Below are 12,371 nucleotides of genomic sequence, written 5' to 3'. Positions count from 1 at the left end.
GCGGTGCACCGGATGGTGCGGCCGGGCCCCCGGGGCCCGGCCGCACGCGGATCAGGAGAGGGTGGCGACGTTCGCGCGGACCTTCGCGGCGATCTCCGCGGGGAGCGGCGCGTAGCCGAGCTCCTTGAGACCGGCCTGGCCGGCCTCGGAGGAGACGTAGGTCAGGAAGGACTTGGTGGCGGCGAGGGTGTCGGCCTTGTTGCCCTTGTCGCCGACGATCTCGTACGTGACCAGGGTGATCGGGTACGCGCCCTCGGCCTTGGTGGCGTAGTTGAGCTTGAGGGCGAGGTCCTTCCCGGAGCCGACGACCTTCGCGTCGGCGATGGCCTTGGACGCGTTGTCGGAGGTGGCGGCGACCGGGGCGGCGGCGCCGGTGTCGATCTTCACCGTGTCGATGCTGTTGGCCGTGGCGTAGGACAGCTCGAAGTACGAGATGGCGCCTTCGTTCTGCTTCACCTGCGAGGAGACCCCGGCGGAGCCGTCCGCGGACTGGCCGCCCTTGGCGGCCCACGCCTTGGCGGGCTCGTACGACCAGGACTTCGGCGCGGCGGCCTTGAGGTACTTGGTGAAGTTGTCGGTCGTGCCCGACTCGTCGGAGCGGTGGAACGCCTGGATCTTCAGGTCCGGGAGCTTCGCGTCCTTGTTGAGCTTGGCGATCGCGGGATCGTTCCACTTGGTGATCTTGCCGTCGAAGATCTTGGCGAGGGTGTCGGCGTCGAGGACGAGGTCCTTCACGCCGGACAGCTTGTAGCCGATCGCGATGGGGCCGCCGACCATGGGGAGGTTGATGCCCTGGCCGCCCTTGAGGACGCCCTTGGACTTCGTGACCTCCTCGGGCTTGAGCGCCGAGTCGGAGCCCGCGAAGGCCGTCTTGCCCTGGAGGAACTCCTGGACGCCCGCGCCGGAGCCGGTCCCCTTGTAGTTGATCTTTATGTCGGGGCAGGCCGCCATGAAGTTCTTCGTCCACAGGTCCATGGCGTTCTTCTGGGCGGTGGAGCCGGAGGCGAGCAGGTCGCCCTTGCCCTCGCACTTGATGTTGCCCGCGGCCTTGCTGGAGGCGGAGTTGCCGCCGTCGCCGCTGTTGTTGTCCGAGCCGCACGCCGTGAGGACCAGGGCGCCGGAGACGGCGATGGCGCCAAAGGCGGCGGCGCGGAGCCGGTTCTTGCGCTGAAGCTTCACTTTCGGGGGTTCCTTCCGGGAGCCGCCGCTGGGGCGGCGTGCGAAGAGGTTGTCGAACGGGAGTCTGCGCTGTTCAGCCTGGCTGTCCAGCACGGGGGCCAGCTATGGAGTTCTGCTGGGCGACGCGGACCTCGGACGGTCCGACTCGCACGGTGTACGGCCGAAATTAGGCAGAACAGGTGAAGTGGTCGAAGGGGGTGGGTGAACGGGGGGTGAACCTCGGCCGTCAGTGTGGTGGCCTGCCGGGCGGGGGCGGCTCCGGCGGGCGTAAGGGCGGTCGCGGGGGAGCGCGGAGACGCCGGGCGCTGCCCGGAAAGAGCGGCGGCGCGGGGGCGCGACGGCGGAAGGCTGTGCGAATACGGGCCGCTCTCTGTCGCATCGCGGGGCGGCATGGCACCATCCGAGCCTATGTGACGGCACGTCAGGTATGGGCTGCGCGAAGCGGAGGCTGACGGGTGATGAACGTCGATGGCGAGCGGGGAGCCGGACGGGAGCGGGCGGTTCCGCGTGTACGGGCGGCAGCGCCGGTACAGGCGGCAGCGTCGGTACGGACAGCCGCGCCGGTACGTGCGGCGGTGCGCGTGCGAGCAGCCGTGCGGGTACGGGCCGCGGCGCGGGGCGCGGTGGTCGTCGCGGCCGCTCTCGCGTGTGTGACCGGGGCGCAGACCTGGCCGGGCTCCGCGTACGCGGCACCGCCGCGCCCCGGCGACCCCGGCGCGCGGTCCCGGAACCTGGAGCAGGTGCGTGCGGAGATCGACGCGCTCTACCGCAAGGCGGAGGCGGCCACGGACGCGTACAACGCGGCGGGCGAGCGGCAGCGCGAGCAGGAGCGGGCCATCCTGAAGATCGCGCGGGCGGTGGTGGCCGCGCAGCAGCGGATGGACGGGCTCAGGAACCGGGCCGGGGCCATGGCCCGCGCCCAGTACCGCAGCGGCGGGCTGCCGGCCGAGGCCCGGCTGCTGTTCGGCGGCGACCCGGGCCGGTTCCTCGACGACGCGGCCCTCGCCCACAAGGGGCAGCAGGCCGCCCGCGGCCTCATCGTCGACCTCGCCGCCACCCGGACCGCGCTCGACGGGTACGCGAAGGCGGCGAGCGAGCAGTGGGAGAAGCTCGCGGACGAGCGGGAGAAGAAGGCGGACGCCAAGAAGGAGATCGAGGGGCGGATCCAGGCGGCCGAGAACCTCGAATCGCGGCTGGCCGCGAAGGAGCGCGACCGGCTGCGGCAGCTGGAGGAGGAACGGGCGTACGCGGCGCAGGAGAAATGGCTCGGCGCCGGGGCGCCGAAGGGCGGCGGGGGCGCGGCGAGCGACCGGGGCAAGCGGGCGGTCGCGTTCGCGACGGCGCAGATCGGCAAGGACTACGTATGGGGAGCGGTCGGCCCGAACACCTTCGACTGCTCCGGGCTCACCCTCCAGGCGTGGGCCGCGGCGGGCCGCTCCATACCGCGGACCTCGCAGGAGCAGTGGCGGCTGCTGCCCAAGGTCGACCCGCGTGACATGCGCCCCGGCGACCTCGTCATCTACTTCCGCGACGCGAGCCATGTCGGGATGTACGTCGGCGGCGGGGCCATCGTGCACGCGCCGCGGCCGGGCCGCCAGGTGACGCTGGCGGGAGCGGGTTCGATGCCGGTGCTGGGGGTCGTACGGCCCGACGCGTGACGTGGGGCGGGGAGCGTCGAGGGACGGCGGGGTCAGCGGAGCCCCCGCAGGACGTCGTCGAAGGCGGCGTGGGCCGGGGCGCCGAAGAGGACGAAGCGGCCTTCGGCGATGCCGCCCTGGACCAGCGTGATGTTTGTCATTGCCCGATTGTCGCGTGGCAGGCGAAATGCCTGGCCGGGGGCTTCATATGACGCGGGCGGATCACGTGATGCCATTCCGTTGGGCCGCGCCCTGGCGCTATGGTCGCGTCCGGTGGCCCGCTGATCGAACGGGCCGCCGCGCCCTGAGGGGGCCGCGCCTCCCGGGGCCCCGTGCCCTCCGGCGTGCCATGGATTCATGGGGGAGGGAAGGGAAGCGAACCGATGTCCGTACCCGTGCCAGGGCCGCGGGCGGCTCCGCCGGACGAGGCACGGACGCTGCCGCGGCCCCGGACCGCCGCGCAGTTCGACGGCGGCCTCTCGCTGCTCGTCATCGAGGACGATCCGGCGGGCGTGCTGACCGTGCCCGAGATGCTGGACGCGTCGGGGAAGCCCGTACGGATCCGTACGGCCCGCAACCTCACCGAGGCGGAGCGGCTGCTCACGGACGACGTGCACTGCATCCTCCTCGACCTGGCGCTGCCGGGCGCTTGCCGCGAGGCGGGCGACTGGTACGCGGACGGAGGGGAGGGCGGGGACGGCGGGGACGGTCCCGCGCCGGACAGCCTGGAGACGCTGCGGCAGGTGCTGCGGCTCGCGCCGCGCCACGCGGTGCTGGCGCTGACCGCCGAGACGGACGTGGAACGGGCGACGGAGGCCGTACGGGTCGGGGCGCAGGACTACCTCTTCCGCGACGAGCTGGACGAACGGGTGCTGAGCCGCGCGATCCGCTACGCGGTCGAGCGCAAGCGCGCCGACGTCGCGCAGCGGCAGCTGAGCGAATCGCGGCTGCGCGCGCAGGAGAACGCCCGGCTGGAGCGCGGCCTGCTGCCCACCCCGCTGCTGGACGGCTCCGACCTGCGGTTCGCCGCCCGCTACCGCCCCGGCCGCAGCCGGGCGCTGCTCGGCGGCGACTTCTACGACACGGTGCGTACGCCCGACGGCACCGTGCACGCGATGATCGGCGACGTCTGCGGGCACGGCCCGGACGAGGCGGCGCTCGGCGTCGAACTGCGCATAGCCTGGCGGGCGTTGACCTTCGCCGGGCTGAGCGGCGACGAACTGCTCTCGACGCTCCAGCGGGTGCTGGAGCACGAGCGCGCGAACGAGGAGATCTTCGCGACGCTCTGCACCATGGACATCGCGCCGGACGGCGGCAGCGCGGGCATGTTCCTCGCGGGCCACCCGACGCCGCTGCTCGTACGGCCGGATCAGCGCTTACCGCTGCTGCTCCCGTACGAGGACGGCGGCCCGGCCCTCGGGCTGCTGCCGGAGACCCGCTGGCCGCGGCATGACCTCGAACTGGGCCCGGAGTGGAGCCTGTTGATGTACACCGACGGCCTCATCGAGGGGCGCGTCGGCGCGGGCACGCAGCGGCTCGGGCAGGAGGGGATGGCCGAACTGATCGGCCGTCAGCTCGGGGAGGGGCTGCGCGGGGAGAAGCTGCTGGACGCGGCGGTCACGGAGGTGCGGGACCTGAACGGGGGCGAGTTGACGGACGACGTGGCGGTGCTGCTGCTGGACCGGGGGTGAGGCCCGCCCGCCGCGTCAGCGGCCGCCGTTGTACGGCCCGTACGGACCGTCCGAGCTGGAGCCGCCGCGGCGGCGGGGCCCGCGTCGGCCGGAGACCTGCTTGAGCGCGGGGCGCACGTCCACCATGTAGACGATGGTGGCGATGAGCCCGATGATCGGCAGGAAGGACAGGATGCCCATGAAGAGATTCACGGCGGCCGCGATGCCGAGGATGATCAGCCAGAAGGGCTTGGTCTGCTTGTCGGCCGCGCGGTAGGCGTCCTCGCGGTGGACGGCGGCGTCGATGAACGCGACCAGGGTGAAGATCAGCAGGGCGATCGACACCCATGACATGACGTTGCCGAAGGCTTGCACCAGCACGCCGTTCACCTCTCAGTCCTCTGGTCCTGGGGCCTTGCGGGCCCGTACCGCCGTCATGGCAGGCGCACGCCGCCACCGTACCCGTACAACGGGCCGGACACGCGGGGCGTGCCCGGCCCGTTCGCGGGGCCTACTGGTCGGCGCTCTTGGGGGCGGGCTTCTTCGCGGCGGCGGGCTTGTGGGCCGCGGGCTTCCTGGCGGCGGCCTTGGGCTCGGCGGAGCCGCTCGCGGCGCTGTCCTTGGCCGCGCCCTTCGACCCGTCCTGAGAGGAGTTCTCCTCGGAGTCGGGCTCGATGGCGACGGCGATCTCGGCGACCTCCTCGGCCGCCTCGCCGCGCCAGGTCTGCACGGCCTCACGCCCGCGCTCGGCCAGCTTCTCGTACGTCTCGCCGGCCTTGGCCGCGTACCCGACGGCCTGGCCCACGCCCTGGAGCGCCAGATCCTGCGCGGTGTCGCGCCACTTCCTCAGGTCCGTGTCGAGGGACCCGAACACCTCGGTGACCTTGGTCTGCACGGTCACCTGGGCCTCCTTGGCCTGCTTGGTGACCCGCTCCTGCACGGCCTTGGGGTCGGTCTCCCGCAGTTCGGCGATGAAACCGGGCGCCTCGGCGATCAGCTGCCCGAGCTTCTCGGCGGTCGCGTCGGCGGCCCCGGCCGCGGCGTAGAGCGGCTTCGGGTCGGTGAGGGTCTTGCGGATGTCTTCGGCGATGGCCATGGCGATGGTCTCCCGGATCAGCTAGAGGATGTGCCTGCTTCGTCGTCGCCGTCTTCGTGGTCCGGCGCGAGCCCGTTCTCCTTGCGGAAGGACTCGTAAATCTGGAGCAGCACCTGTTTCTGCCGCTCGTTGATCGAGGGATCGGCGAGGATCACACTCCGCACCTCGGCCTCGTCCCGGTCCCGCTCATCGAGGATTCCGGCCTGCACGTACAGCGTCTCGGCGGAGATCCGCAGCGCCTTGGCGAGCTGCTGGAGAATGTCCGCGCTCGGCTTGCGCAGCCCGCGCTCGATCTGGCTGAGATACGGGTTCGACACCCCGGCGGCATCGGCGAGCTGCCGCAACGACAGCTGCGCGCTGCGCCGCTGCTCCCGCAGGAACTCGCCGAGATTGCCGACGTTCAGTGATGCCATGCGTCGATGCTGCACCATTCCCGCTAACTTCTGCAAGCGGATGCTTGCAGAAGTTAGCTACGCCACTGCGGCGGTCGCCGGGCGCCCGCCGCGACACCTCCCGCCCTCACCGGTCCGCCCTCACCGGTTCGCCATCTGCTGCTGGAGGCCGTCGAGGATGAGGTCCAGGCCGAAGGCGAACTCGTCGCCGTAGGCGTAGCCGGGCCGCATGACGTGAGTGGTCGCGAGTTCGGTCAGGTGCGGGTACTCGCCGTCGTCGAAGCCGCTCATGATGGACTCCGCCAGGTCGGAGGTCTCCTCCGGGGTGTCGAAGGGCAGGGTCTTCTCCTGGAGGGCGAACCCGTAGATGTAGCTGTCGAGGACCGAGACGGCGTGGGCGGTCAGGGGGACGGAGAAGCCGCCCCGGCGCAGGCTGCCGAGAACGGCGTCGTGGTGGCGCAGGGCGGCCGGGCCCGGGGTGGGGCGTGACTCCATCAGCCCGATCGCCCAGCGATGGCGGGACAGCGCGAGGTGCAGGGAGTTCGCCCGCTGCCGCATCGCGTCGCGCCAGCCGTCGCCCGGCGCGGGCAACTCGACCTCGCCGAAGACCAGGTCGACCATGCCGTCGAGCAGGTCCTCCTTGTTCGCCACGTGGTTGTACAGGGACATCGCCTCGACGCCGACGGCCTCGCCGAGTCTGCGCATGCTCAGTGTCTCCAGGCCGCCGGTGTCGGCAGCTTCGCCGTCCAGCTCGCCCACGCCTTCCGCGCCCAGGTCACGGCCGTCGCGAGCACCCCCAAGCTCGACGACGTACGGGCACTGGGCGCCGACCACGTGATCGACTACACCCGCGAGGACTTCCTCGCCGGACCGCGCCGCTACGACACCATCATCGACATCGCGGGCAATCGCCGTCTGCGAGACCTGCGCCGCGCCCTCACGCCCCGCGGCCGGCTCGTCCTCACCGGCGCCGAGACGGACGGCCGCTGCCTCGGCGGCATCGACCGGCTGCTCCGCGCCCAGCTGCTGTCCCCGTTCACCCGGCAGCACCTGGGCGCCTTCCTCGCCTCCGAGCACGCCGACGGGCTGCGCGACCTGACCGCCCTCATCGACGCGGGCACGCTCAGCCCCGTCGTGGCCCGCGTCTACCCGCTCGCCGAGACCGCCGCGGCCGTCCGGCACCTCCTTGACGGCCGCGTCACGGGCAAGCTGGCGCTCACCCTGCCCGGCGGCGGGTGACTCGGCCCGTCGCCGAGGTGACCGGGCGAGGGTGCGTTCAACGGCGGGGCGCGGCCTTTCGGGTGTCGGGGTGTTGGAAGGCGACCTCCGGGTTGGACTTGCTCGGGCCGTCGGGCAAGGGGCTGTTCTTGCCGCGGAGTTGCTTGTCGAAGAAGGCGCCTACGTAGGCGCGGGCTATATCCGCCGCGCGCTTGCCGGGGAGGCCCTTCGGGTCGTCTTCGCCCAACTGGCCGGCGAACGGGGCCAGGTCGGTGAAGGCGAAATGGTCGGCGCCCGCCACCGTGGCCCAGCGCTTCCAGCCGTCGAGCCCCTTCCACGCCGCGTCCCACGTCGTGTCCTCGCCGCCGGGGCTGTGGTCGGCCTTGGTGCCCATCATCAGGAACGGGCGTCCGGAGAGGCCGGGATTCTTGCCGGAGTTGATGAACGGGCCGTCCAGGTTCGCCCCGGCGCGCACCCGCGGGTCCTTGGCCATCGTGGCGGCGGTACTGGCGCCGCCCAGGGAGTGCCCGGCCATCCCGACCTTGCGCTTGTCGACCATGTCCGCGTGCTTCCAGGGCGACGCGCTCCCCAGCAGCTGGTCCAGCGTGAAGGAGACGTCCTTCGCGCGGCCCTCCGCGGCGGGCTGGAAGGTGGTGGGGCCGACCTTTCCGCAGGCCGCGCACGGCAGGATGCCCTTGCCGGGGAAGTCGACGCCCGCGGCCTCGTACGCGTGGTCCACGACCGCGACGACATAGCCGCGGCTGGCCAGCTCCTCCGCCAGGCCGGTGAGCGTGGCGCCCGGCGTCTTGAAGCCGGGCGAGAGGACGACCAGCGGGAACTTCCCCGACGCGGGCTTCGCGTCGGCGTACGTGTGGGTCCGGGCGCCGCTGATCGCCTTGGCGGGGATCTCCTCCAGCCCCATCTCCTTCAGAAACGCCTGGGCCCCCGCGGTGCTCATGTACGGGGCCGGCTTCCCGGTTCCCTTCTGGGCCGGGTAGTACATCGACGCCATCAGTTCCCGGTTCCCGGCCTTCGGCACCCAGGGGTCGCGGCGGCTCTTGTCCTCCAGGTGCACCGAGTCGCGGCCCACCGCGTATTCGCCGGTCGGAGTGGGCAGCGCCAGGCCCTCCTGCTGGTCTTTCGGCGCGGCGGCGGCCGATGCCGGGGCGTCCGAACCGCAGGCGCTCAGCGTGCTCACGCCTGCGGCGACAGCACCTGCGAGCAGGACGGCGGCGGCTTTTCGACCGGCTCGATGACCGGTTCGACGATCGGCTCCACGACTGCGTACGGGCATTTCCCTTACCTTTCTCGGGGGCCGCGCCATTCCGTGCCGGCCTCGGAATTCAACGTAGGAAAACCGGGGACGGAAAGAATCACGCCGGAGAGCCAACCCGAGAGGTAGCTCTTGGGAGCCAGTGGGGGATGCGGGGAGAGGCGGTTACAGATTGGTGCGGCCGGGGGAGACCAGGCCCGTCTCGTACGCGAAGACGGCCGCCTGCGTGCGGTCCCGCAGTTGGAGCTTGTGCAGGATGCTGCCCATGTGGGTCTTCACGGTCTGCTCGGCGACGACGAGTTCCCCGGCGATCTCCGCGTTGGACAGTCCTTGGGCGACCAGCGTCAGCACCTCGGTCTCGCGGCTGGTGAGTTCGCCGATACGTACGTGAGTGGGCGGCTTCGCCGAGCTGCTCAGCCGGGAGAACTCCGCGATGAGCCGCTTGGTGATCTCGGGGGACAGCAGGGCGTCCCCGGCGGCCACGGTGCGTACGGCCTTGGCCAGTTGGATTCCGGAGGCGTCCTTGAGGAGGAATCCACTGGCGCCGGCCCGTAGCGCGTCGTACACGTACTCGTCGAGATCGAAGGTGGTCAGGACCAGGATCTTGGCGGGCTGGTCGGGCTGGTCGGGCTGGTCGGGCTGGTCGGTCTGGTGGGTCCGGCGGGTGATCTGGCGGGTGGCTTCGATGCCGTTCAGGCCGGGCATCCGGATATCCATGACGATCACGTCGGGACGCAGCCGCGCGGCCTTGTCGACCGCCTCCAGGCCGTCCACGGCGGTCGCGATCACCTCGATGCCGGGCTGCGCGCCGAGCAGCACCGAGAAGGCCTCGCGGACCATCGCCTGATCGTCGGCGATCAACACTCGGATCGTCATGCGGTCCGTTCCTTGTCTGTCCGGGCGACGGGCGTCGGCAACTCGGCGGCGACCTCGTAGCCGCCGTCGGGTGTGGCGTCCGCGGCGAGTTCTCCGCCGAGCATCGCGGCCCGTTCGCGCATGCCCAGGATGCCGTGTCCGGCGCCCGGCGAGGGACGGGCGGCCCGGCGTCCGGGGCCGTTGAGGACCCGCAGGCGGAGGGCGGCGTGGGTGTAGGCGAGTTCCACGCGGGCCGTGGCGCCGGGCGCGTGGCGCAGGACGTTGCTGAGCGCCTCCTGCACGATCCGGTAGGCCGACAGCTCCACGCCCTCGGGCAGCGGGCGCCGGGCCCCGGAGATCGCCGCCGTCACGTCGAGCCCGGCCGCGCGTACCCCTGTGAGCAGGTCGTCGAGCCGGTCCAGGGTGGGCTGCGGGGCCTCGGCCGTACCGCCGCCGGGGCGGTCCTCGGAGCGCAGCACCCCGAGGAGGCGGCGGAGTTCGGTCAGCCCCTCCAGGGCGCCCGTACGGATGTCGGCCAGCGCCGTGACCAGTTCCTCGGGCGGTTTCGCCACCCGGTACACGGCGGCGTCGGCCTGGATGGAGATGACGGACATGTGGTGGGCGACCACGTCGTGCAACTCGCGTGCGATGCGGGCGCGTTCCTCCAGTACGGTGCGGTGCGCCCGTTCCAGCGCGAGGGCCGATTCCTGCTCCGCGAGCCGGGCGCGGACCTCTCTCGTACCGCGCACCCCGGTCGCGGTGGCCGTGACGACGGCGAACACGCCCAGCATGATCACGGTGAAGCGCCACGGCCAGGTCCCGCCGCTCGCCGCTTGCAGCCCGAGCAGCAGCGCGGCGCTCGGCAGCACGGTCTCGGCCATCACCCGGGGCCGGTTGCGCAGCGCGACCAGGAGCAGCAGACCGGCGTGCACGGCCCATGCCCACCCCGTGTACGGGCCGAGGGCAGGGTGCAGCGAGAACACCGGCAGCGCGGCCAGCGACAGCCACCAGGCGGGCACCGGCCAACGCAGCGCCGCCACGAGCAGCGCCGCGTGCGCCATGCCCGCGGGCCTCGGCGAGATGTCCTCGGTACCGGAGGTCGCCGCGAACACCGCCACCGCGGCGACCGCGAGGTGCGGCAGCCGCTTGAGCGCTCTCGGCCCGCCCATGGGCGGCATGGGCTGCGGAGACGGAGTGAACAGATCCTGCTGTACAGCACGCGGCGCTCCGCGCGCTGTCCCCTTCACGGCCCGGTCCATGCGATCAGTATGTTCCAGTTTGTCCATGACTCGGCCTTCTGCCGTTTTGCCGCTCCGTCGTTCTGCCCTCCGTGGCGAGTCCAGTGACGAGTCCAGTGGAGAGCCCAGTGGAGAGCCCAACTGTGAGGTTATGGGGGAAATGGCTGGTCAGCCTCATGCTGCGGAACGGTCTTCCGGCTGGCTCTCAGGTATGAGCTCTCAGGTACGAGTCCGATGTTCCGCGGCGGGCGCGGTACCGAGGTTTGCTATGGATCTGTAAAGGCGTGGGGCGGGAGGGAACGCGGGGGTGCGGGCGGAGCATCTCAGGTGGCAGCGAGGCGCGTTGGGCGTCCGCGTGGGGGAGACCCGCAGGAGGTAAGTCCATGACCAGGGCGAAGAAGACCGGGACGAAGAAGGCCGGGATGAAGGTTCGGGGCGGGCGCGCGGCCGTGATCGGCGCGCTGGGGCTGGCCTCGGTGGCGCTGGCCGCCGGGCCCGCGTTCGCCAAGGGGGACGTGAGCATCAACGCCCCGCACACCGCGCAGGTCGGCAAGACCTTCACGGTCTCCGCGAGCGCGGACGACGACGCCGCCGACTACCTGCGCGTATGCCTGGAAGGGCGTACCGGCGGGCAGGCCTGGCTCCAGGTCACCTGCGGCGCCGTGGCCGACAGGAACGGCGAGGCCAAGGTCGCCGCGAAGGTCAAGGCCGCGCGCGGCGGCGCCCTCGAATACCGTGCCGTGGTCTACGGGCTGCTCTCCCCGAAGGACAAGCACCCGGTGCGCGAGCGGACCTCCGGCGTCGCGACGGTGAACGTCCGCTGAGGACGATAGCCCGGCCATGGGCGTCAGTTGGGGCTTCATCTCTTCAACTCCCTTCTGCGGCCGGGCTGTTGCCTGTTCATTCGGTCTGTACGTACGACCGCAGACCCCGGTCCGCGAACGCGATCAGCCACTCGAAGCTCTCGTCCACGTCGGCGCTCCACTGGAAGCCGTCCGCCGCCTGCAAGGTGGCGAAGCCGTGGCAGAGGCTGCGCAGCGCGCGCAGGGCGTGGTCCACGTCGGCTTCGGGGATGTCGTAGCCGTGCAGAACCGCCGTGAACGCGTTGAGCAGCCGCGCGCCCTGGATGGCCAGGGGGTCGTCGGAGTCGGCGGGTTCCTGGCCGACGGTCGCCGCGTACCGGCCGGGGTGTGCCAGGACGAAGGCGCGGAACGCGCGCGCCGCCGCCGCCAGGGCGTCGCGCCCCGCGTACCCCTGGACCGCGCCGCCGACGGCGTCCGCCGCCTCGCGTATCGCCAGGACCGCGATGCGCCGGTTGAGGTCCTCCTGGCCGCCCACGTGTTTGTACAGGGACGGCGTACGCACCCCGACCCGCTCCGCCAGCAGGCCCATCGTCAGATGGGCGATGCCCACCTCGTCGGCCAGGGCGGCGCCCGCCGCGACCACGGCCGCCGCGTCCAGGCCGGCCCTAGGCACGGGCGGCCCTAGTCACGGGCGGCGTCCGGCGCGGCGTCCGGTTGGAGGAAAGCGAGCATCAGGGAAACCACCTGGTCCGGGAACTGGTCGTGCGGGTAGTGCCCCGCGCCCTCGATCATCTCAAGGCGGCCCAGGCCCGGCGGCAGGGCGTCGACGATCGCCGCACCCTCGGCGCGCGGGTCCGCCCAGTCGGGGTCGAGCGTGCCCATCACGACCAGGACCGGGCAGCGTACGTTGCCGAGTTGCACGCCCGCGTCGGCCGGGGCGCTGCGGCCCATGCCGCGGAGCGCCGTCATCCGGCCCGGCTCGCGCAGCAGGGATTCGACGCGGTCGAGCC

General features: G+C 72.0%; 14 protein-coding genes. 4 read left to right on the top strand and 10 right to left on the bottom strand.

Translation table 11 applies throughout. The features are described from left to right. Positions 1–51 precede the first annotated feature (51 nt). Complete coding sequence (gene pstS, locus ACFU99_RS16005) at positions 52–1,179, bottom strand: phosphate ABC transporter substrate-binding protein PstS (RefSeq protein WP_384391637.1); 1,128 nt, start codon at positions 1,177–1,179, stop codon at positions 52–54. A 581-nt stretch (positions 1,180–1,760) separates the two neighbouring features. On the opposite strand from pstS, the gene ACFU99_RS16000 reads away from it, so the two are divergent. After that, complete coding sequence (locus ACFU99_RS16000; protein ID WP_384391635.1) at positions 1,761–2,837, top strand: NlpC/P60 family protein; 1,077 nt, start codon at positions 1,761–1,763, stop codon at positions 2,835–2,837. Between the two features lie 362 nt (positions 2,838–3,199). Beyond that, complete coding sequence (locus ACFU99_RS15995; protein WP_384391631.1) at positions 3,200–4,507, top strand: PP2C family protein-serine/threonine phosphatase; 1,308 nt, start codon at positions 3,200–3,202, stop codon at positions 4,505–4,507. 15 nt (positions 4,508–4,522) lie between these two features. On the opposite strand, the gene ACFU99_RS15990 is transcribed toward ACFU99_RS15995, so the two are convergent. The 4 genes from ACFU99_RS15990 to ACFU99_RS15975 all read right to left on the bottom strand — a co-directional run bounded on the left by ACFU99_RS15990 (position 4,523) and on the right by ACFU99_RS15975 (position 6,679). Beyond that, positions 4,523–4,867 (bottom strand): DUF2516 family protein, encoded by a 345-nt coding sequence (locus ACFU99_RS15990; protein ID WP_384391628.1) that lies wholly within the window; start codon positions 4,865–4,867, stop codon positions 4,523–4,525. Positions 4,868–4,997: 130 nt separating this feature from the next. Next, on the bottom strand, positions 4,998–5,582 hold the full coding sequence (locus ACFU99_RS15985; protein WP_384391625.1) for a hypothetical protein: 585 nt from the start codon (positions 5,580–5,582) through the stop codon (positions 4,998–5,000). 17 nt (positions 5,583–5,599) lie between these two features. Next, entirely contained in the window at positions 5,600–5,995 is a 396-nt protein-coding gene (locus ACFU99_RS15980) for a helix-turn-helix domain-containing protein (RefSeq protein ID WP_030892648.1), read from the bottom strand. Between the two features lie 120 nt (positions 5,996–6,115). Beyond that, positions 6,116–6,679, bottom strand: a complete 564-nt coding sequence (locus tag ACFU99_RS15975; protein ID WP_384391621.1) for a TetR/AcrR family transcriptional regulator C-terminal domain-containing protein — start codon at positions 6,677–6,679, stop codon at positions 6,116–6,118. On the opposite strand from ACFU99_RS15975, the gene ACFU99_RS15970 reads away from it, so the two are divergent. Continuing rightward, positions 6,626–7,213 carry a zinc-binding dehydrogenase gene (locus ACFU99_RS15970; protein WP_384391618.1) on the top strand — a complete coding sequence of 196 codons (588 nt, stop codon included), beginning with the start codon at positions 6,626–6,628 and terminating at the stop codon, positions 7,211–7,213. The two genes, ACFU99_RS15975 and ACFU99_RS15970, sit on opposite strands and share 54 nt — an antisense overlap. 37 nt (positions 7,214–7,250) lie before the next feature. On the opposite strand, the gene ACFU99_RS15965 is transcribed toward ACFU99_RS15970, so the two are convergent. The 3 genes from ACFU99_RS15965 to ACFU99_RS15955 form a co-directional block, all read right to left on the bottom strand. Next, on the bottom strand, positions 7,251–8,390 hold the full coding sequence (locus ACFU99_RS15965) for an alpha/beta hydrolase family protein (protein WP_384391615.1): 1,140 nt from the start codon (positions 8,388–8,390) through the stop codon (positions 7,251–7,253). A 240-nt stretch (positions 8,391–8,630) separates the two neighbouring features. Beyond that, a complete protein-coding gene (locus tag ACFU99_RS15960; protein WP_384391612.1) occupies positions 8,631–9,341 on the bottom strand; it encodes a response regulator in 711 nt (236 codons plus the stop codon). Next, positions 9,338–10,489, bottom strand: coding sequence for a sensor histidine kinase (locus ACFU99_RS15955; RefSeq protein ID WP_384391610.1), 1,152 nt, complete (start codon positions 10,487–10,489; stop codon positions 9,338–9,340). Before ACFU99_RS15955 ends, ACFU99_RS15960 begins: the two co-directional genes overlap by 4 nt. Positions 10,490–10,941: 452 nt before the next feature. Between ACFU99_RS15955 and ACFU99_RS15950 the strand changes: the two genes are divergently transcribed. Next, entirely contained in the window at positions 10,942–11,382 is a 441-nt protein-coding gene (locus ACFU99_RS15950) for a hypothetical protein (protein ID WP_384391607.1), read from the top strand. A gap of 76 nt (positions 11,383–11,458) precedes the next feature. On the opposite strand, the gene ACFU99_RS15945 is transcribed toward ACFU99_RS15950, so the two are convergent. Beyond that, a complete protein-coding gene (locus ACFU99_RS15945; protein ID WP_384391640.1) occupies positions 11,459–12,004 on the bottom strand; it encodes a TetR/AcrR family transcriptional regulator in 546 nt (181 codons plus the stop codon). A gap of 38 nt (positions 12,005–12,042) precedes the next feature. Continuing rightward, positions 12,043–12,371 (bottom strand): alpha/beta fold hydrolase (locus ACFU99_RS15940; RefSeq protein ID WP_384391604.1); only part of this gene is annotated, 329 nt, incomplete at its 5' end.

Origin of the sequence: Streptomyces sp. NPDC057654 (assembly GCF_042800135.1) — a bacterium.
Classification (GTDB): Bacteria; Actinomycetota; Actinomycetes; order Streptomycetales; family Streptomycetaceae; genus Streptomyces.
The sequence above is the reverse complement of the archived record's forward strand: the minus strand, read 5'-3'. Positions and strand labels throughout refer to the sequence as shown.